At 69.6% G+C, this 18704-nt stretch carries 20 protein-coding genes; 12 read left to right on the forward strand and 8 right to left on the reverse strand.

Features of this window, described 5'->3' with window-relative positions:
- The first annotated feature begins 120 nt into the window (after positions 1 to 120).
- The 4 genes from AB0I16_RS06520 to AB0I16_RS06535 all read left to right on the forward strand — a co-directional run bounded on the left by AB0I16_RS06520 (position 121) and on the right by AB0I16_RS06535 (position 2838).
- Positions 121 to 396 carry a hypothetical protein gene (locus AB0I16_RS06520; protein ID WP_363248184.1) on the forward strand — a complete coding sequence of 92 codons (276 nt, stop codon included), beginning with the start codon at positions 121 to 123 and terminating at the stop codon, positions 394 to 396.
- A 375-nt stretch (positions 397 to 771) separates the two neighbouring features.
- Positions 772 to 1356 (forward strand): vitamin K epoxide reductase family protein, encoded by a 585-nt coding sequence (locus tag AB0I16_RS06525; protein ID WP_363248359.1) that lies wholly within the window; start codon positions 772 to 774, stop codon positions 1354 to 1356.
- 231 nt (positions 1357 to 1587) lie between these two features.
- On the forward strand, positions 1588 to 1932 hold the full coding sequence (locus AB0I16_RS06530; RefSeq protein WP_363248360.1) for a tyrosinase family oxidase copper chaperone: 345 nt from the start codon (positions 1588 to 1590) through the stop codon (positions 1930 to 1932).
- A gap of 33 nt (positions 1933 to 1965) precedes the next feature.
- Entirely contained in the window at positions 1966 to 2838 is an 873-nt protein-coding gene (locus AB0I16_RS06535; RefSeq protein WP_363248185.1) for a tyrosinase family protein, read from the forward strand.
- A 59-nt stretch (positions 2839 to 2897) separates the two neighbouring features.
- Here the strand turns inward: AB0I16_RS06535 and AB0I16_RS06540 are convergent, their stop codons facing one another.
- Both AB0I16_RS06540 and AB0I16_RS06545 read right to left on the reverse strand, forming a co-directional pair.
- Positions 2898 to 3164: a chaplin gene (locus tag AB0I16_RS06540; protein WP_363248186.1), complete on the reverse strand. Its 267-nt coding sequence runs from the start codon at positions 3162 to 3164 to the stop codon at positions 2898 to 2900.
- A 96-nt stretch (positions 3165 to 3260) separates the two neighbouring features.
- Entirely contained in the window at positions 3261 to 3497 is a 237-nt protein-coding gene (locus AB0I16_RS06545) for a hypothetical protein (protein WP_363248187.1), read from the reverse strand.
- A gap of 197 nt (positions 3498 to 3694) precedes the next feature.
- On the opposite strand from AB0I16_RS06545, the gene AB0I16_RS06550 reads away from it, so the two are divergent.
- The gene (locus AB0I16_RS06550; RefSeq protein ID WP_363248188.1) at positions 3695 to 4909 is read left to right on the forward strand and encodes an FAD-dependent monooxygenase; all 1215 of its coding nucleotides are present in this window, start codon (positions 3695 to 3697) and stop codon (positions 4907 to 4909) included.
- A 294-nt stretch (positions 4910 to 5203) separates the two neighbouring features.
- Positions 5204 to 6115, forward strand: coding sequence for a PRC and DUF2382 domain-containing protein (locus AB0I16_RS06555; protein ID WP_363248189.1), 912 nt, complete (start codon positions 5204 to 5206; stop codon positions 6113 to 6115).
- A gap of 57 nt (positions 6116 to 6172) precedes the next feature.
- Here AB0I16_RS06555 and AB0I16_RS06560 read toward each other — a convergent pair whose 3' ends face one another.
- Both AB0I16_RS06560 and AB0I16_RS06565 read right to left on the reverse strand, forming a co-directional pair.
- The gene (locus AB0I16_RS06560; RefSeq protein WP_363248190.1) at positions 6173 to 6721 is read right to left on the reverse strand and encodes a hypothetical protein; all 549 of its coding nucleotides are present in this window, start codon (positions 6719 to 6721) and stop codon (positions 6173 to 6175) included.
- Positions 6722 to 7600: 879 nt separating this feature from the next.
- Positions 7601 to 8386 (reverse strand): hypothetical protein, encoded by a 786-nt coding sequence (locus AB0I16_RS06565; RefSeq protein WP_363248191.1) that lies wholly within the window; start codon positions 8384 to 8386, stop codon positions 7601 to 7603.
- A 415-nt stretch (positions 8387 to 8801) separates the two neighbouring features.
- Between AB0I16_RS06565 and AB0I16_RS06570 the strand changes: the two genes are divergently transcribed.
- Positions 8802 to 9902 carry a hypothetical protein gene (locus AB0I16_RS06570; protein WP_363248192.1) on the forward strand — a complete coding sequence of 367 codons (1101 nt, stop codon included), beginning with the start codon at positions 8802 to 8804 and terminating at the stop codon, positions 9900 to 9902.
- A 94-nt stretch (positions 9903 to 9996) separates the two neighbouring features.
- On the opposite strand, the gene AB0I16_RS06575 is transcribed toward AB0I16_RS06570, so the two are convergent.
- Both AB0I16_RS06575 and AB0I16_RS06580 read right to left on the reverse strand, forming a co-directional pair.
- The gene (locus AB0I16_RS06575; RefSeq protein ID WP_363248193.1) at positions 9997 to 10563 is read right to left on the reverse strand and encodes a peptide deformylase; all 567 of its coding nucleotides are present in this window, start codon (positions 10561 to 10563) and stop codon (positions 9997 to 9999) included.
- The gene (locus tag AB0I16_RS06580) at positions 10560 to 11534 is read right to left on the reverse strand and encodes a helix-turn-helix transcriptional regulator (RefSeq protein WP_363248194.1); all 975 of its coding nucleotides are present in this window, start codon (positions 11532 to 11534) and stop codon (positions 10560 to 10562) included. Before AB0I16_RS06580 ends, AB0I16_RS06575 begins: the two co-directional genes overlap by 4 nt.
- A gap of 144 nt (positions 11535 to 11678) precedes the next feature.
- Between AB0I16_RS06580 and AB0I16_RS06585 the strand changes: the two genes are divergently transcribed.
- Genes AB0I16_RS06585 through AB0I16_RS06605 form a run of 5 tightly spaced genes read left to right on the forward strand, consistent with a single transcriptional unit; the run spans position 11679 to position 16200 of the window.
- Positions 11679 to 12833, forward strand: a complete 1155-nt coding sequence (locus AB0I16_RS06585; protein ID WP_363248195.1) for a glycosyltransferase — start codon at positions 11679 to 11681, stop codon at positions 12831 to 12833.
- Complete coding sequence (locus tag AB0I16_RS06590; RefSeq protein ID WP_363248196.1) at positions 12830 to 13534, forward strand: hypothetical protein; 705 nt, start codon at positions 12830 to 12832, stop codon at positions 13532 to 13534. Before AB0I16_RS06585 ends, AB0I16_RS06590 begins: the two co-directional genes overlap by 4 nt.
- Complete coding sequence (locus AB0I16_RS06595; RefSeq protein ID WP_363248197.1) at positions 13531 to 14760, forward strand: glycosyltransferase; 1230 nt, start codon at positions 13531 to 13533, stop codon at positions 14758 to 14760. The genes AB0I16_RS06590 and AB0I16_RS06595 overlap by 4 nt, the downstream gene beginning before the upstream one ends.
- Positions 14761 to 15627, forward strand: a complete 867-nt coding sequence (locus AB0I16_RS06600) for a glycosyltransferase family 2 protein (RefSeq protein ID WP_363248198.1) — start codon at positions 14761 to 14763, stop codon at positions 15625 to 15627.
- A gap of 27 nt (positions 15628 to 15654) precedes the next feature.
- Positions 15655 to 16200 (forward strand): ATP-binding protein, encoded by a 546-nt coding sequence (locus AB0I16_RS06605; RefSeq protein ID WP_363248199.1) that lies wholly within the window; start codon positions 15655 to 15657, stop codon positions 16198 to 16200.
- 151 nt (positions 16201 to 16351) lie between these two features.
- Here AB0I16_RS06605 and AB0I16_RS06610 read toward each other — a convergent pair whose 3' ends face one another.
- Complete coding sequence (locus tag AB0I16_RS06610) at positions 16352 to 18046, reverse strand: relaxase/mobilization nuclease domain-containing protein (protein WP_363248200.1); 1695 nt, start codon at positions 18044 to 18046, stop codon at positions 16352 to 16354.
- A complete protein-coding gene (gene mobC, locus AB0I16_RS06615) occupies positions 18043 to 18579 on the reverse strand; it encodes a plasmid mobilization relaxosome protein MobC (protein WP_363248201.1) in 537 nt (178 codons plus the stop codon). Before mobC ends, AB0I16_RS06610 begins: the two co-directional genes overlap by 4 nt.
- Positions 18580 to 18704: the final 125 nt, after the last annotated feature.

Below are 18704 nucleotides of genomic sequence, written 5' to 3' on the forward strand. Positions count from 1 at the left end.
CAGGCCCGTGCTCGTTGGTTCCTGGTGAAGTGACACGACAGGTGACGTGACACGCCCCGGCGGTCGACGCCGGGGCGGCACGTCCACCGGGCGACACGCGTTGCCAAAGAAAGGAACAAGATGAAGGCCATGAAGGCTGCCGCCGTCCTTGCCGGTTCCCTCGTCATCGCCGGTTCCGCCGCGCCCGCGTTCGCCGGCACCCAGGCGCCCTCCCGCCTGAACGGCGGCCTCGACGACCTCGCGAGCAAGGGCCTGGAGGCCGCCACCCCCGTCGGCACGAACATGCTCAACCCCGAGAACAGCGACTCCATGGCCAACACGGTCAAGGGCGTCGTCAGGGGGCTGAGCTCCGAGGGCCCCGGCAAGCTCATCGGCGGCCTCCCGGCGGGCAAGTAGACGCGCGCCGCCTCGCAGCCCCCGCCGAACACAGAGGGCCGGCTTCCTCCACGGGCCGGCCCTCCGGTGTGCGTACGGGCACACGAGGCACCCCGTACGGAAACCTGTTCGATCTGGCGCCGCTCTGTGGCCCCCCGGTGTGACCCCATCGTGTGATGGCCGCCCACGGCTCCGCCACCCGGGTGACAACGGAACCGGTCGTGCCCCCGGGCGTCTATACGGTTCCCCCATGACCATGACCACGACTACGACCCCCGGCGGCCCCCGCGCCGCCGCGCACCGCCCGCCGCGGACGCCCGGCCTCCGCCCGTGAGCGCCACGGAACTGCCGCTCCGCGTACCGGCCCAGTCCGCGGGCGGGCGCGGCCCGGCCGCGGTGCCGCAGTCCGACGGGCCCGGCCGGTGGTTCGGCGTGCTCCTCGTGGTCACCGGGGCGGCCGGCCTGCTCGCGTCGTGGGTCATCACGCTCGACAAGTCCAGGCTGCTCGAAGACCCGGACTTCCGGCCGGGCTGCGGCCTCAACCCGGTCGTGGCCTGCGGCAGCGTCATGCAGAGCGAGCAGGCGTCGGCCTTCGGGTTCCCCAACCCGCTCATCGGCCTCGTCGCGTACGCCGCCGTGATCGGCGTGGGAGCGAGCGTGCTGGCGGGCGCACGCTTCCCCCGCTGGTACTGGCTGACGCTCGACGCGGGCACGCTCCTCGGCGTCGCCTTCTGCACCTGGCTGCAGTTCCAGTCGCTCTACCGCGTCAACGCGCTCTGCCTGTGGTGCTGCCTGGCCTGGGCCGCGACCATCCTCCTGTTCTGGTACGTGACGGCGCACAACGTACGGCGCGGCTTCCTGCCTTCGCCCGAGGGACTGCGTACGTTCGTCTCCGAATTCACCTGGGTCCTTCCCGCCCTGCACATGGGCGTGATCGGCATGCTCGTCCTCACGCGCTGGTGGGACTTCTGGACGAGCTGAACCGCACGGTGGAGACGGGGCGCGGCCGAGTGAGCGGCCGTGCGGGGCGGCCGGGCACGGCTCATGAGGAGGCACGGTGGGCGATGGGAAGTGCGGAGTGACCGGGCACGGTGAGCGATGACGCGCGCTGAGCGTGCTGAGCGTGCTGAGCCGCGACGGCTCGTCGACCGCGTGACGCGCCGGCATCTCATCGGCGTCGCGGCTCTGTCCCTGCTCGCCGCCGCCGAGGTCATGCGGAGGCCCTGGGCCACGCGCGAGCAGAGCCCGTTTCCGGCCCCGGTCCCCGCTCCGGAACCGCGAGCCGCCCTGGCGTCGGACGGCCCACCCGCCGGCTTCGACGAGATGTACCGGGGCCGCCGCATCCAGGGAGAGCCGGTGGCCGCGAGCGAAGGGCAGGCACCGGAGAGCTGGCGGATCACCGTGGACGGCCGGCCGCTCGGCCTCATGCGCCGCGCCGACGGCAGTTTCCTCAGCATGGTCGACCACTACCAGTCGTACGCCACCCCGCTGGCCGCCGCGCGAGGCGCCGTGGACGAGATCGGCCCCCTGCAAGCCCTGAGCGGCCGGCACCACTGAGCCCGGCAGCCCCCGGACCCGGAACGGACGGACATGGCCCCCACGCGCAAGAACCAGAGCAGTCTGACCCGGGCCGAGCGGCGCAGGTTCGTCGACGCGGTGCTGAAGCTGAAGCGCCGGGGCGAGTACGACGAGTTCGTGCGCACGCACATCGACTTCTACGTCTCGGACGGCGAGAAGGGCCTGCGGGTGGCGCACATGGCCCCCTCGTTCTTCCCGTGGCACCGCCGCTTCCTGCTGGACTTCGAGCGGGCACTCCAGCGGATCGACGCGGGCGTGGCCGTCCCGTACTGGGACTGGACGAAGGACCGCAGCCCGGCGGCGTCGCTGTGGGGCGACGACCTGATGGGCGGCACGGGACGGAAGCCGGACCGCAGGGTGACGACGGGCCCGTTCGCCCGCGGGAACGGCCACTGGGTCATCAAGGAGGGCGTGACCGACGGGGACTTCCTCACCCGCGACCTGGGGCGCTCGCACGACCCCATCGCACTGCCGACCGCGCGGGACGTGGCCGACGCGATGGCGGACCCGCGCTACGACGTCCCGCCCTACGACTCCACATCACGCGGGGGCTTCCGCAACCGGCTGGAGGGCTGGCCGACCGCGCCGGGCGGCGAGCGGTGGCGCAACCACAACCGGGTACACCGCTGGGTCGGCGGCCACATGCTCGGCGGGGCCTCGGTCAACGACCCGGTCTTCTGGCTGAACCACGCCTTCGTCGACCTGCTGTGGGACCGCTGGCGCCGCCGCCACCCCCGCTCGGCCCCCTACCTCCCGGCGGAGCCGCCGCCCCTCGGGTCGTCCCAGTACCGGCGCGTCATCGCGCGCCATGAGCGGATGCCGCCGTGGGACGTACGACCGCACGACCTGCTCGACCGCGGCAAGCCCCACCGGGACGGGGGGTAGCCCCCGGTGCGCGGTTCACCGGGGGCCGACGGGCCGCTCAGCGGCGGCCCGGGGCCACATCAGTGGCCGTAGCCGCCGCCGTGGTGGCTGACGTTCGTGCACTTGTTGCCGAAGGCGGGGTTCAGCAGGCCGACGACGTTGACGGTGTTTCCGCAGAAATTGACCGGGACGTGGATCGGAGCCTGCACGACGTTGCCCGAGACGGCGCCGGGGGAACCGACGGCAGCGCCCTGCGCGTCCGCGTCCGCCATGGCCATGCCCGCGCCACCGAGTACGACAGCGCTGGTACCGAGGGTGGCGGCGGTGACCTTCGCGATGCGAGACATCACGTTCTCCTTTGACTTGGTAAGCGCGGCTGCCTACGCGCAGCCGCACCTCCGTTAACGCCCGGCGTCAACGTGAAGTAACGGTCCCGCGCCGTGTCACATGCGGCCGCCGACGACGCACGAACTGCCGTACCGCCAGTCGCACACGGGCGAGCCGCCGACGGAGGCATCGCGCACGGAGGCGTCCCGTACGAGCCGGTTGCTCTCAGAGGTGTTGGTTACCGCCGGGGCCGGGGCCGGGCCCGTGGGTGTGGCCGCCGCGGACACGATCCCCAGCGGGGGGACCAGGGCGAGCGCGACGATCAGAAGCGGCCTGGTGAGGTGAGCCGACACGTCCGGTCTCCTCGTGATCGACGTGAACCCGAGACAGAGTGATGGTGCACATACCTCACCCAAGATCGCATGCCGATCACGTTTGGTGACCGGCGCTGGGGTGACGTGCGGCGACACCGCCGCGCCGTACGGCGAGGAAGAGGAGACGGGCGGCTACTTTATGTGATCGTCCCGCTTCCCTCGGCGACTGGAGTCCCGTGAAGATCGATTGCGTCGGCGGAGGCCCCGCATCCCTGTACCTGGCCATCCTGGCGAAGCTCAAGGACCCGGCCCACGAGGTCACCGTCCACGAGCGGCACGCCGAGGGCGCCAGCCACGGCTGGGGCGTCACCTTCTGGCCCGACCTCCTGGACGAGCTGCGGGCGCACGACCCCGAGTCGGCGGCGGCCATCGCCGGGCGGTGCGTGAACTGGAGCGGCGGCTTCGCCCACGTAGGCGACAGGACCACCGCCCACGACGGCGACCTGGGCCACGCCATCGGACGCCACGAGATGCGGACGATCCTCGCCGACCGGGCGCGCTCCCTCGGCGTGCGCCTGGCGTTCGGCACGGAGATCGCCGGCCGCGAGGACCTGCCGGACGCGGACCTGATCGTCGCGGGAGACGGAGCGCGCAGCCGGCTCCGCACGGCGGGGGCCGAGCACTTCGGCACGCGCGTGACCACCGGCGCCAACCGCTTCGTCTGGCTCGGCACGACCCGCGTCTTCAAGGCCTTCACCTTCGCCTTCGTGGAGACCGGACACGGCTGGATCTGGTGTTACGCGTACGGGTACAGCGGCGGGCACAGCACCTGCGTGGTGGAGTGCTCGGCGGCCACCTGGACGGGCCTCGGCCTCGACCGGATCGCCCACACCGACGCCCTGCGCCTGCTGGAGAAGCTCTTCGCCGAGCCGCTGGACGGCCACGGACTGCTCGGCCGCGACGACATCGGGGGCCACGCGCAGTGGCAGGCCTTCCCGACGGTCACCAACGCCACCTGGTCCCACGGCAACCTGACGCTGATCGGCGACGCCGCCCACACCACGCACTACTCGATCGGCGCGGGCACCACGCTGGCGCTCCGCGACGCCGCGTGCCTGGCGGAGGAGCTCAGGGGCGTGGGCCCGGGGGAACTGCCCGGTGCCCTCGCGCGCTACGAACGCCGACGCAAGCACGCCCTGCTGGCGGTGCAGAGCGCGGCCCGGCACAGCGCCCAGTGGTACGAGAACCTGCCCCGCTACATCGGCATGCCCCCGGAGCGGATGTTCGCGCTCCTCGGCCAGCGCCACTCGCCGCTCCTGCCCTACGTGCCGCCGCAGATCTACTACCACCTGGACCAGACGGTGGCCCGCCTCAACTCCCTCCGCTGGCTGAAGCAGCGCCTGGGCCCCCGCGTGGCCAGGGCCTTGCAGGGCAGGCGCCCCGAATCCTGAGAACAGCTGCTCCCACGGCCTGCTCCCATGGCCTGCTCCCGTGGCTGCGACTGGGCGCCCATGGTTGCGTTGCCCAAGTGTTCACCCGTACGGCCCCCCGGGCCCGAAAGTGCCGTGACCGGCTCGATCGGCCCGGTTACCGGGGCGGGCACGGCTGACGGGGCGTTCCCCGTACGCTCCGTGATCCTCCGCCTTGCGGGGCGGGCCGGGGCGGCGCGCGATGGACCTGAGGCGTGCGTCGTCCCGTGGCGGATCGGTTTTCGCCCGTCGCATGCTCAAAGGGAGTGATCACCCATGACGCAGGGCGAGGCCTTCACCAACCCCGACGCGCTCAAGGGCCTGACAGCCTATGACCGGACCGGCGAGAAGATCGGCAGCATCGAGCGGGTCTACCTCGACGACCGCAGTGGCCGCCCCGAGTGGGTGACCGTCAAGACGGGCCTCTTCGGTATGAAGGAGAGCTTCGTGCCGCTGTCCGGGGCGCGCCTCCAGCAGGACGCCCTGCACGTCTCGTGCACCAAGGAGGCCGTGAAGGAGGCGCCGCGTGTCGACGCCGACCAGCACCTGGAACCCGGCCAGGAGCACGAGCTGTACACGCACTACGGCCTGACCCGCCCCGGCACGGGCACCACGGGCACCGGCACCGGTACGGGCATGGGCACCGGTACGGGCATGGGCACCGGCATGGCCACGGGCGAGCGCCCGATGGCGGGAGCCGCCGGGGGCCGCGAGTACGCCATGCGCGGCCGGGAGCACGACGACAGGGCGCAGGACATGATCCGCTCCGAGGAACGGCTGCGGGTCGGCACCGAGGAGGAGGAGGTCGGCCACGCCCACCTCCGCAAGACGGTGGTGAACGAGGACGTCACGAAGTCCGTACCGCTCTCCCACGAGGAGGTCCGCGTCGTACGCGAGCCGATCCGCGAGGGCGACCGCTCGCGCGCCGACATCGGCGAGGCGGAGACGGAGGTGACCCTCCACGCCGAGCACGCGGTGGTGAGCAAGGAGTCCGTGCCGGTCGAACGCGTGCACCTGGAGACCGAGCGCGTCACGGAGACCGAGCAGGTCTCCGGCACGGTCCGCAAGGAGCAGATCGAATTCGACGACGGCACGAAGGACACCCGCCGCGGCAGGAAGGGCGACCGCCGAGGAATGAAGGGCGCGGCGGACGACTGGCGCGACGACAAGCGGGGCCCGGGCCACTGACGCCGCGCCCTCGGCCCACGGTTCCAGACCGAGGCCCTCACCTGCCGGGTGAGGGCCTCACGCCGTCTCCGCGGCCGGGCCGGCGTGGCTCTCGGCGAGGGCGAGCCGGCTGCGCCAGACGTGCCGGGTGTTCGGCACCTCGGGATGGTCGAGCATCCACAGGACATGGGCCGCATGGCGCCGGGCCCACGCATGCTCCGAGCGGGCGGCCGCGGCGAGCCTGCCGCGCAGGTCGTCGCCGTCCAGGACCCGGCAGAGGCGGACGTACTCGCGGTCCTTGCAGCGGTAGGGCCGCAGGACGACGATTTCGACGAGGTCCGTGAGCGCGGCCTCGACCGACGCGATGTGCTCAGGCACGGCGAGGGCCCGTATCAGGGAGGCCTTGGTCCCCCAGTCCTTGGCGTGCCGAGTCCACTCCTCCGGGTACCGCGCCTCCCACTCCAGATAGAGCAGGGCGTAGGGCAGCCCGGGCCAGGCGGTGATGTCCTCGCCGGCCGGCCGGTCCCACAGCGCCTCGGGCAGCGAGCGCCCGCAAGCCCGGTAGTACTCCCGTTGGGCCCTGGCCCGACGCCCCGGCCACGCGGCACCCCGCCAGGCCCCATTCAACCGATCAAGAGTACCCAGCACCTCCCGCTGACCCTCGCCCCATCGCGCGAGCGCCGCCTCTCGCTCGTCCGCTCTCTCGGCAACGAGCCCGACCGCCCACCCCAACCGCTCCCCCCAACCACCCGAACCGAACCCCACGCCCCACACCACCTTCACCACCAGGCCTCTCTCCCCCTCCCGCGAACCGGACCTCCCCGACCGACCTCGCCGGCCCTGACCGTCTTCGGAGAAAGGCATGCGTTCAAACAGTCCCGGACGCGAAGCAAGGAAACAAGCCACATCCTGCGCTGCCTGTTTGCTGATACACGGCTCAACGGCAGCATGGTCGAGCAACGCGGGAAGAGCTACTACCCAGGGCACCCCCCGAACACCTGTCCGTCACATCGCGCGTGTCGCTGCTCTCCGGCAGGGGCGTCCCCTTGGAGGAGAGAAGCAGATCCGGCCCGTGATCCAGACCGGCGCCGTGGTCATGGACGGCATCTTCGAGCGCGCCCCAAAGCGATGGTCACGCAGATAGACACGCACGCAAAAACAGGTGAGGCCCTTACCGAACCGGTAAGGGCCTCACCTGATGTTTCACTGTCGGGGTGGCGGGATTTGAACCCACGACCTCTTCGTCCCGAATGAGGGTCGGCGAAGATCGACACCAGGACTGATGAGTATCTGTGCTGCTCAGGGGCTTGGAACGGGTTGGTCTCGGGTGGCCTTGATGGGCTTCCGGACGAAGATCATCTCCCAGATTTCTCCCGCACCGCGAGGCAGCTGATGGACCCTGGGATCAAGCAGCAGGCACGGTTGTCCATTGCCTTCGCACATTTGCGGTGAGACCGCAGTCGGCACCTGGCGCTTCCGGCGCTTCGTCGATGGGCGGCACAACTGTCAGCGCCTGCGCCTTTCCGAGCCGATACGGGGTTGCAGGCCGTATCGGACCTTCGCCGGTCCCTCGCGCTCACTCCATAGACGTGACTCGGACCTCATCAGTGTCCAGCCGCTGTCCTCGTAAGGCATGAGTTCTCCGACGCTGAGCTGCCCCAAGAGGTGGGTCAGCTCCTTGGCCATCCGGAGATCATGCTCGCGCTCCCGCGCGTCGGCATTCATGTAGCCGTCGGCGCGAGCGCTGAACTCCTGGTAGGTCATCTCGCCGAGACGGCGTCGATGGGCGACCAGCGCCTCAGCATCGACGTATGCATCGGAGTATTCCTTGCCAAACTGGCGACCGTATCGGCGTATTCGCTCGCGTTCCCCCTCCAGCATCTCAGGGCTGATCTGCCGCTGACGGAAGGTGGCGATCTCGTCGGCACGCGATAGGAGCCAAGTCAGCGGGGAGGGGCACAGGAACACTCCCAGCCTGCCGTAGCCCTTCCATTCGCACTGCGTATATCCGACTGCCTGCGCCACCCAGCTGTAGCGCTCGCCGGTGCTGGTGTTCGGGGCGAGATTCTTGAACTCCACGCCGAAGGCCGGCTCTTGGTCGTGCCAGCCGTCCGGTTCCCGGGGTCTTAGCGCGGCGTCTATTCGAGTCTCTTCGCCAGTCCAGGAGCGGCCGGGGACCTGCTCCTCGATGTGGAACCACCGGTTCAATTTGCCGAGGACGAAGGTGGCAAGAGCCTTCTCGTTGGCGAACGTTCCGGGTTCCGGGAGTAACGCCCTCTGTCCGTATCGCACCCGGTGACTGTACGACGCAAGCTGACCATCCGGAAGGTGGCCTAGCTGCCGACAACCGCCGACGCCACGGCGCTGTCAGTCTGCGCCGGTCGACCGGCGACGGACCGGTGTTGGCACCCCCTTTCGGGCGGACGTGGGAACCGTCCGCACAGGCACGCGACCAGTCAATCCCACCGGCCGCGCTCAGTTCGGCGAGCAGGATGCGGCGGGGCTGGTCGAAGACGTCGGCCCGCTGCCACCGCTCCAGGCGACGCCGGAGGTCTGTCCCGAACTGAACCCACCGAAACCCAGCTCGAACGGCAGAAGTTGCCGGGCTATGTCGCTGTAGAGGACGTACAGGATGCCTTACAGGCACAGCCGGTCGTCTATCGGGCGCGACCCCGGCGCCCGGTCGGGCCAAGGCGGCAGCAGCGGCTTGATCAGCAACCACAAGTCGTCGTTCACGATCCACGTGCATGCTTCAGCGCTTCGCCAAGCTCACCTGTCAGTGGCGCCTCGTAACATCCATCTGACGGCAGCAACCTGGGAGGGGCAAGTGGCGGAGTCAGCCGAGCACGCTTTTCTTTCTGACGCAGTTCTGCAAATTCTCGAAGATGCGTCAACATCCCGCCTTTATGCATACAAAGAGGCTGATCGAAAACGCTTTGATTTTGCTTGCGATATCGCCACTAACTGGAAGAGGGCCGTTTCGGGGCAGACGCTCTGGAAGCATAGCGAGGGGATCGACAAAGATATTAGGATGCTCCTCTCTGAGTCGGAATCGGATGCCCTTGTTTATGTTGCCCGCACTACGATGAAAAATAAGTCGGTGCTGCACGAGGCTATCGCCGACTATAAAAGAGCCGGATTGACGGATAGGCTTGACCGGCTGCGCGTATTCTGGGTTCCAGAAGACTTTGATGCCGATTCCGAGAGTCACAGGAGACTAGTTTATTCAGACCTGGAAAACTCGCTGTCCCGTGATCTCTTGCTTGCCGTTGTTCTTGGTGGCATCACTGAACGAGATGTCGCATCCTTTGCGACATGGAGTGGAATTTGTGGGCTCAGTCTGGCTGTCTTGGCTCAGGTGGAAGCCTCTGGTTTCGGTAACTACACAAGGCTCGGCAAGCAGATAGGTGTCGGGGTAAACCCTGTGAAGGAGCGGATTATTCGGTTGAATCTCACGGGGTTTATTGTGCACAGCCCAGACCCTCGAAAATCTGGAACCATTTACGAGGTGTCACCTAAGGGGTACGCTCTTATGGATCTCTGTGGGAGGCTTGCTGCCGAGCGCGAGGGAGGAAACGTGGATTCTGGGTTGAAGCACGTGTGCTCGCTGCTGGGTATCGATCTGAGGAAAGTTGATCTCTGGCCTTTCATTCCTGAATATGATGCACAGATTGATGGCGGTTCGAATCCTCGCCTTCGCCGCGATACCTCTTCAAGGCTAGCCAGGGAGATTAACTACGCGCTTGCAAGATGGGGTGTGGTGCTTCCAGATCCGCACTACGAAATCCCGCGCCTGGACATTTCTTGAGGTCGGCGGCGGATTTGGTCTGAAGCTGCTTTGGGGTGAGTGACAATGGCCCATCAAGCTGATGGCGAATCGAGCAGCCTGTGGACCTGCTCGTTTATTGCTCGTACGCCCAGGCCCTGCCGGTCTGCCGGTACTCCTCCACAGGGATCGGCTTGACCCCTGTGCGCATGCGGGCGGTGTAGAGCAGGCCGTCGAGGTGGTCGATCTCGTGGTGGATGAGGCGGGCGAGGCCGCGTTCGTACACGGTGGTGACGGTCTCGCCGGTCAGGGTCGTGGTCTCGACGGTGATCTTCAGGGGGCGGGGGACGAGTCCGCGGACGTCGAAGAAGCTCAGGCAGCCTTCGTACTGCTCGTCCAGTTCGTCGGAGCGGTCGGTGATCTGCGGGTTGAGCAGGATGATGGCGGGCGCGTCGCCGGGCGGCTGGACGACGGCTGCGGAGCGGCCGATGCCGATCTGCGGGGCGGCGATGCCCATGCCCTTGGCGAAGGGGTGGACCTGGCCGATCCGTTCCATGGCGGCGAAAAGCTCGTCGGTGATGCGCTCGGCTTCGTCGCGCTCGTCGGGCAGCGTGAAGGCGCGGGCCGCTTCGGCCAGGATGCCGGCGCCGTGCTGGACGACCCCGAGGTCTCGCATCTGCTGGCTGGGCCGCACATCAATCACCTGAAGTCCCCTTGCTCCGTGTCGTGTTCGGGCCGTGCCCGGAACCTCCACTCAAGACGGTACCGAGCATGGAGGGCGGGCGTGGTCGTGATCCAGGTGAATTGCCTCAGTTCACCGTCGTCGCTGCGGACGGGCGGGGTCCGCAGAGGCGACGCTTCGGCGGTCATGGAGGTCTCGGTGCCCCACACGACGGGGTCGAGGGCGGCGGGGAAGGCGAGCTGGACTTCGAGTTGCTCGGTGGGCAGGCGCACGGCCCGCTGGAACCAGTTGCCCCATTTGTCGTCGCCGACGGTGTAGGCGTATTCGATCCATACGGATTCGCCGGGGTAGAGCGGGAAGCGGCCATGTTCGTTGTCGAACAGCAGCCAGACTTCCTTGAAGGCGTCGCGGTCATGCTTGGCCTGCCAGCGCATTGTCTCGCCGCGGCAGGTGGCGGTGAGATCGAGTTCGTCCCAGGTCAGCGGGTGGGCTCGGTAGTGGGCGTTGGACTGCTCGGGGTCGCCGGGATAGCGGTCGACGGAGATGCGGATCAGGTAGCGGGTGACCGGTTCGTCGCCGGTGTTCCTCAGTAACCGCCTCATGGTGAGCCGGTAGGAGTGGCCGTCGTACTGGAGGCGGGCAGCGTCGTGTTCGACGACAAGCGCGGATCCGGTGGCGTACGGCTGCTCATGCCTGCGCTGGGCCGGTGGGGCCGTAGGTTGGCGCCGGGACTTCGTCCGGGCCTGCTCGTAGTCGCACCAGTGCCGCCAGATCGCCTTCCCGGCGTTCAGGTGCTCGTCGGCGAGCCTGGCGAACTCCTCGGTGGGCTTGTGGCGGCCGGACTCGACGTGGCTGACGTAGGACGGGTCGAAGCCCATGGCCAGCGCTAATGCCCGCTTGGACATGCCGCGTACTTCCCGCCATCTGGCTACCTCGGCCGCGAAGCCCTCGGCCGCCTGCTCGACGGTGATCTCCTCGCTGTGCGCGTCCATCGAAGCCCCGCTCCGCGTCACTTGGTGAGCATGAATGAACCGTGAGTGATCCAAGTTCATCATCCCGTCACGGCATGCGTCGCCGTTTTCCTTCTCTCAGCGGCCCGGATCGACCCCCGGGCGGATGAGGGAGGCGACGCAACCATGCGCGTGCTGTATCTGCTGAACATCTCCAACCCCGACCGGCTGTCTGCGGATTCGGGTTGGATCTTCGCGGACCTGCTGGCCCCGGCCCTGGTCGACGCTGGGGCGGAAGTGACTGTTGCGGCCCCGGCGGCGGCCGGGGATGCCCGCTGCGGATTCCACCGGACGAAGGTACCGGGAACGAAGTACCGGGCCCGGTTCTCGGCGGACATCGACGAGTTGGTGGCCTTGATCGCCTCGGAGAAGCCGGACGTCGTGGTGGCCAACCAGATCGAGGAGGCCCCGGCTGTCCGCACGGCTCTGCTGGAGGGCGGGTCGGATGCGCTGCTGGCCGGGTACTGCCACTACCTGCCGTTTTCGTTCGCGGGCGGCGGGCAGATGCTGCTCGACCCGTCGCTGGATGATGCGAGGCTCGGGAGGCCGGTCCTGCTGGCGTTCGCCGCGGGCCTGGCCGCGTGCGACCGGGTGATGGTCCACTCCTCCACGGCCGCCTCGTGGGTGTCGGCCGCCGCCGCCCGGATGACGGTGGACCTGGGCGACCGGCTGCGGGTCGTGCCCGCGCCGCGTGACGAGCGTCTGGTCCGCGACCCCGCCACGGTCCAACCCACGACCGGCACGGCGATCGGTATCTACAACCACCGCCTGTACGCGCACTACGGCACCGAGCAGTTCGTGGGCCTGGCCCGCCAGCTCAGCGACTCCGGCACCGTGCGACTGCGGGTCTTGGACCTGTTCGGCCAGCGCCGTCCCGAGCGCAAGGGCCTGGACGCCAGCCCCGAGAAGATGCGTGACCAGCTTGCCGCGCTGCCGCACGTGCAGGTCGTCTCCGACCGTGGCGACCGCGTCCGCTACAAGAACCTGCTGGCCGGCGCCCGCTTCGGCATCGCCCCGTTCCGGCCCGGCTGCCCCTGGTCGATGAGTGTCATCGACTGCCAGGGCATGGGCCTGCCGGTCATCTCGCCCCGACTGGGCTGGCTCGCCGAACACATCGACCCTGAGCTGTGCTTCACCACCCCGGCCGAAGCCGCCGCCCTAGCCGAACGCCTCGTCACGGACGACGAGTTCCACGCCGTCCACGCCAAGCGGGCGCACGCCTCCACCGCCGACTTCGCCCCCGCCCTGGTCGCCGCCCGCTACCTGGAGGCGATCTCGTGACCGGCTTCGACGCCGTGTTCCTCTCCTACGACGAGCCGATGGCCAACTCCCTGCATTCCCGGCTCCAGCGGACGCTCGGCGGCACGGTCAAGCGCCTGCACGGGGTCCACGGGATGCGCCGGGCCTACCGGCTGTGCGCCGAGGTCGTCGAGCGCGAGCAGTTCTTCCTCGCCGACGGAGACTTCGCCATCGACACCGACTTCGACCCCGCCACCGTCGAACCACTGGAGGAAGGCGTCTCCATGCGGGTGTGGCGGGCGGTCAACCCGGTCAACGGCCTGACCTACGGCTACGGCGGCCTGAAGCTGATCCGCCGCAGTGCTCTGCGGGAGATGGGCGACGCCGTGGACGTGCTTGCCGCTCTGCCCGGACGGATCGAATTCGCCCAGCACACCGCCGGGATCACGCGGTTCAACCAGAGCCCCTTCCACGCCTGGAAGGCGGGATTCCGCGAGTGTGCGATGCTCGCCCGCGGCAGCGAGTACGGCATGGCCGACGACGACGCCCACCAGCGCGTCGATGCCTGGATGCGCAGCCGCAGCGGCGAGTTCGCCACCCACGCCGCTGCCGGGGCCAGGGAGGGCGTCTCCTTCGCCCGCCAGGCCGCACGTGACCCGCAGCAGTTCGACCGCCTCAACGACCCCACCTGGCTGCGGGAGAGGTTCACCGCTGCCCATGGGGACCAGGCGGTGTCCGGATGAGGGGCAGGCTCGTGCTCATCGAGCCGTACGCGAACCGCCTGGGCGGGCACCACCAGCGCACACTGGTGGCCCTCGCCCAAGCTCGGCCCGGCAGCCTCGTCATCGCCCCGCACGGGATCGCCTCCGAGTCGGTACGTGCCTTGCGTGAGGCGGACGCCCGACTGGTGACCGCACCGGCCGGGTCGGCGGCTACCGTGCTGCTGGCCGTCTCCCGGGTGGCGGCGGGGCTCTCCGCGGCCGGACAGTGTGTGTTCCGCTCTCGCCGCTGGCCCCGCCGTCTGAGGAGGGTGCCGCACCAGATCACCCTCCTCGCCCGCTGCCTGACCGAGGCGTCCGCCCTGCGGTCCTCGCGCTGGTTAGTGTCCGACGCCGACGCGGTGGTGATCCTGACCGCGAGCGAAGCCCTGCACGGGGCCGCCGCCCTCCTCGGTGGGCAGCCGCACCTTCGGTTCGTCCACGAGGCGGTCACGGCCGAGGACGCCGTCGTACGGCTACTGGGCCGACTCGCCCGCCGGGGCGAACAACGGGTGATCGCCGTGTACCCGACCCAGGCCGTCGGCGATCAGTTCGCAGCGGCCTTCGCCGACCTGCCCGCGGTGGTGGGCGCCTTCGCGGTCGACGACGGCCGCCGTCTGAGCGACGCCGAACGCGACGGAGGCCGGGCCGCGTTCGGCATCCCCGCCTCCGAGGCCGTGGTCTGCCTGGTCGGCGGCTGGTGGCCCCACAAGGACATCACCGTTGTCAACGCCGCTCTGGCCCGGCTCAAGGAGCCCCTGCACCTGGTGGTCACCGGCTTCCCGCTCGACGAAGCCGTCCTGCAGCGGTGGCGGTGTCTGCCCGGTCTGCGGGTGCACACCGTGCCCGGCCCCGTCAGCGACTCCGTGCTGCGGCTCGTGTACGCCGCCGCCGACGCCGCCCTCGTCACCCGCCGCTCCGGAACCGGCAAGGAATCCGGACTCGTCATGGACGCCGCCCGCCTCGGCGTCCCCCTGATCATCTCCGAACACGACGGAGCCCTCACCACCCGCCTGTACGGCCAGCCCTGGGCCCTGATGTTCCCCGCAGGCGACCCGGATGCCCTCGCAGATGCCCTGCACACCGTCATCCGTCAGCCGCCCCCGCTACCCGGACCGGAGGCCCCGGTTCTGCTCGGGATGCGGTCCGCCACCGAGCAGGCCGACTTCCTCACCCGCACCTTCGCCCCCTTGCGCACGAAGGAGTCCTGAATGCCGAGCACGCCTCCCGCGCTGATCGCCGTCGTCGGCCCCGTCGAGCCGCCGCTGCTGGCCGCCTGGGCTCGCCACTACCGGTGGCTGGGCGTCGAGCGGTTCCTGATCGCCTTCCACTTCCCCGACCACGTCCCCGACGCACAACGACACGAGCTCCAGGCCGCGTGCCGGGAGCTGGGCATCATCCCCACCGGCACCAGCACCGGCCCCTGGCACGAGCACACCAACACCCAGCTCCGCGATGCCCTGCGGCACCGGGCCGGTCCCGGCTGGCACCTGCTTGCCGACGCCGACGAGTTCCAGCAGTACCCCGCCCCGCTGAACGAGGTGATTGCCCAGGCCGAGAAGTCCGGAAACCCTGTGGTGGGCGGTCTGATGCTCGACCGCCTCGCCGCGAGCGGACGCCTGACCGGCTGGCGGCCCGAAGGCGGACTCGATCTCGCCTATCCCCTCGGCGGACACCTCACTCACCGGCTCCTGCACGGCGACCCGAGGAAGATCGTTCTCGCTCGCCACGACGTCACCGTCTCCTCCGGCAACCACCGCGCTCCGGGCCACCGGCCGGACGCGGACCGCATCTGCGCAGTTCACCATTTCAAGTGGCGCTTGGGTGTCCTGGACGACCTGCGCCGCCGGGTCCAGCACTTCGCCTCCGGCACCTGGCAGGAACACACCCCGGCCGTCCGCGACGAGGCTGGACGCCTGCTGGCTCACGTCGGACAGCACGGCGGCGTGATCAACACCAGCGACCCGCGGTTCGCCTTCCGCCGGGTGGGCCTCGACCGGATGCCCTTCAGCTGGCCCTCGGAGGCCCGCAGCATCTTCACCACCTGGCGTCCGCACGCCCACAGCGGCCAGGATTGACACACGACGCACTCACACACGGACAGCATGTCGCGGAAGGATGACCACGTGCCCCTCGCCGTACTCCTGGCCGGTCTCACAGGCTCCGGGAAGACCACCGTCGCCCAGGCCCTGGCCGACCGCGGCTACCTCCGGCTGTCCGTGGACGAGGAGGTCCACCGCCTCCACGGCCGGTACGGCGTGGACTACCCCGAACACACCTACTTCGAGCGCGAACGGCCCGTGGTCGAAGTGATTCGGGGCCGGTTCGTCAAGGAGATCGAGGCCGGCAACGACGTCGTCCTGGACCACGGCCTGTGGCGCCGTGCCGAGCGCGACACCTGGCGGCAGGCCGCCCGCGAAGAGGGCGGCCTGCCCGTTGTCGTCTACCTCCCCGCCGACCGCGACGAACTGCTGCGGCGCCTGACTGAGCGCAACGCACGCCAGGACGCCAACGCGCTGACCGTGACCCCGGAAGCCCTGGACGACTTCTTCGCCCGCTTCGAGGCCCCGGCCAATGACGAGGATGTGATCGTCTACACCGGCGACCTGGACGTACTGGTGAGCGCGCTCGCCGAGGCCCGGGGGCGGTAAGGCCGCCGGGGTCGTGGTCCGGAGGCCAGCTGCATGACTCGTACGGGGCCGTGCCGTTGGGAGCGGCGGGCAGGCGGCGGACGTACCCGGCGCCGCACGTGGAGTCGAAGCCGCATGGCGCCGACTCCACGTGCGGCTCGCGGTGGGCGTGTCAGCGTCGCCGCGCCTGGGGCGACTGTGGTTGAGCGGCCGGAGCAGCCGGTGGAGATTGCACCAGCGTGCTCGACCGCCGTGCCGCACTCTGCGCCTGTGCCGCATGTGCGTGGGCGCTGGGCGCCGACCTCGTACTGAGGCGTTCGACTCGCCATGTCAGCACCCGCGCGGGCCGGCGGGCATCGTCGAGCGCACGCTGGTCGGCGGCCTGTTGCAGGAGCTGCTTCGGGTCGTGCCCGGCTTTCTCTGCGTCGGCAAGCACGGCAGCGAGTGCGTCGAAGGCCGGGTCCTCCAACACCTGTTCCGCGTGATCGGGCATTGTCTGCCGGATGAGGAGGATGTGCCGCTCCACTACCTGTGTGGGCGGCCTGCGCTGGGCGAGCACGGTCAGTGGCGCGGCGGCAGTTTGTTCGTAGGCGGCCCGGAGGTGGACCAGGGCCTGGTGGGCTGCGGCCACCTGTTGGTCGTGGTGGCGGAGCTGGTGCCAGCGGGCGGCGGCGGTGACGGCGAGGATCGCGGCGTCGAGGAACATCGCCAGCAGGGCGCCGTCCTTGGGGGTGGGCTCGCGGACCATGGCTCGCACGGCACCGCGCAGGGCGCGGGCGTGCCGGTGCTCGGCCTGGATGCGGGAGCGAGTAGCGCGCTCGAACGCCTCGGCTGCCTGACGGAGTTGGGGCTTAATTCCCTGGGGTGCGCGAAGGGGCAGGGCGTCGAGGGCTTCACCCAAAGCGGCAAGGTGAGCTTGGGCCGCTGTGCCTTCACCGTGCTCAAGGCGATGGGGGATGCGCTCCACGGCGGCGGTGGCCTGATGCCACGAGTTGGTCTTGCGTGGGCCTTGTCGCGGTTCGGTGGCGTCAAGGCGCTTGCGGATCTTGGGAAAGGACAGGTCGGGAGAGAGCTCGGAGCCTGAGTACCAGACCGGCTCTTGCACGGCGTTGACGTCGCCTTCGAGGGCGACGGTGTAGCCGCGTACGTCTCCGGACGGGAAGTGCTTGACGTCCACGAGGATGCCGTCGGTGTGCTCCAGCAGGTAGATGAACTCCTCGGTGCTGGCGGCGGCGGCCACGGCGGTACGCACCGTGGTGCGCAGGCGTTCGCGTGCGGTGCGGGCCTGGCCGGCGCGCTTGGTCTTTTCCTGCTCGGCGCGCGTGGGTCGTTTGGCGGCGGTGCGATCCCCACGGGCGACCTGGTGCAGGCCGTACTCCTTCTCGATGGCGGCGAGTTCGCGGTCGGCGGTGAGGTAGTCGTTCCAGTGGCGGGCGGTGCGCAGGTCGGACCGGACCTTGGTGGCGGCGATGTGGATGTGATCGGGCGCGTGGCGGACGGCGACCCAGCGGCAGCCGTCCGGATCGCCCTCGGGCGCGATGCCGGTGGCGGCGACGACGCGGCGGGCGATGTCGGCCCATTCCTCGTCGCTGAGGTGCCGGTCGGTCTCGGCGGCGCGGATCGAGCAGTGCCACACGTGCTTCTCGGGGGCGCGGCCGAGCCGCTCGGCCTGCTTGACGTGTAGGTCGAGGTCGGCGACGAGGAGCTTCTTGGTGGCGGCGATATCGTCGGTGCGGCCGGGGTCGGGGGCGAAGCCGTCCCAGGAGGCGACCAGGTGGGGGTCGGTGTGGTCCTTGGCTTTCTTGGTGTCGTACAGGTAGCGGATCAGGCCGGTGGTGCTCTTGCCGCTGCTGATTTTCGCGATCATGGGGCCGCCTTGTGGCCGACGGCCTGGTTGGCGGCTGCCGCGATGTGGCGCACGGCCGTACCGACAGCGTCCAGGGTGCGGTCGGTCTGGGCCAGCAGGGCGCTGTCCCCAGGGTGTGGATGGCTGCCGGAGTTGAGCTTCTTGGCGATCTGGTTGACGTTGTGGCCGATGGCGGCGACCTCGCGGCGCAGGGTGTTGAGTTCGTCGATGTAGTCGTCGAGCGGGGTGCGCTGGCCGGGCACGGTGAGGTCGCCGTGGACGTGGGCGAGGGTGACGACCGCAACGTAGTGGGCGCCGCTGACGTTCAGCGACCTGGCCTTGGCGAGGATGGCGGCCTTCTCCTCGACGCTGTAGCGGGCATCGACCCGCTTCTTGCGCTGGCCGTTCACGTCGGGCTTGCGACGTCGGGCGACACGGTGCAGGGCGGCGACGTCGGCAGCACGTGGCAACGGCGCGTCGGAAGCAGCGGCGGGATCGGTGTTCGTCGGCTGTTCCTCCTCGGGCACCCCCTGGTGCCCGAGTGCCTTCGCCACCCCTGGGGCGGAGGCTTCCCCGTGGGACCGGCCTGTGGACGGTCCAGCGGGATACCTTGCTGACTCGGTCGTGGGTGCTGTGGCCTTGGCTATGTCCTGATGTGCGGTGGGCAGTTCGTGCTGTG

Source organism: Streptomyces sp. NPDC050703, from assembly GCF_040654435.1.
GTDB lineage: Bacteria > Actinomycetota > Actinomycetes > Streptomycetales > Streptomycetaceae > Streptomyces.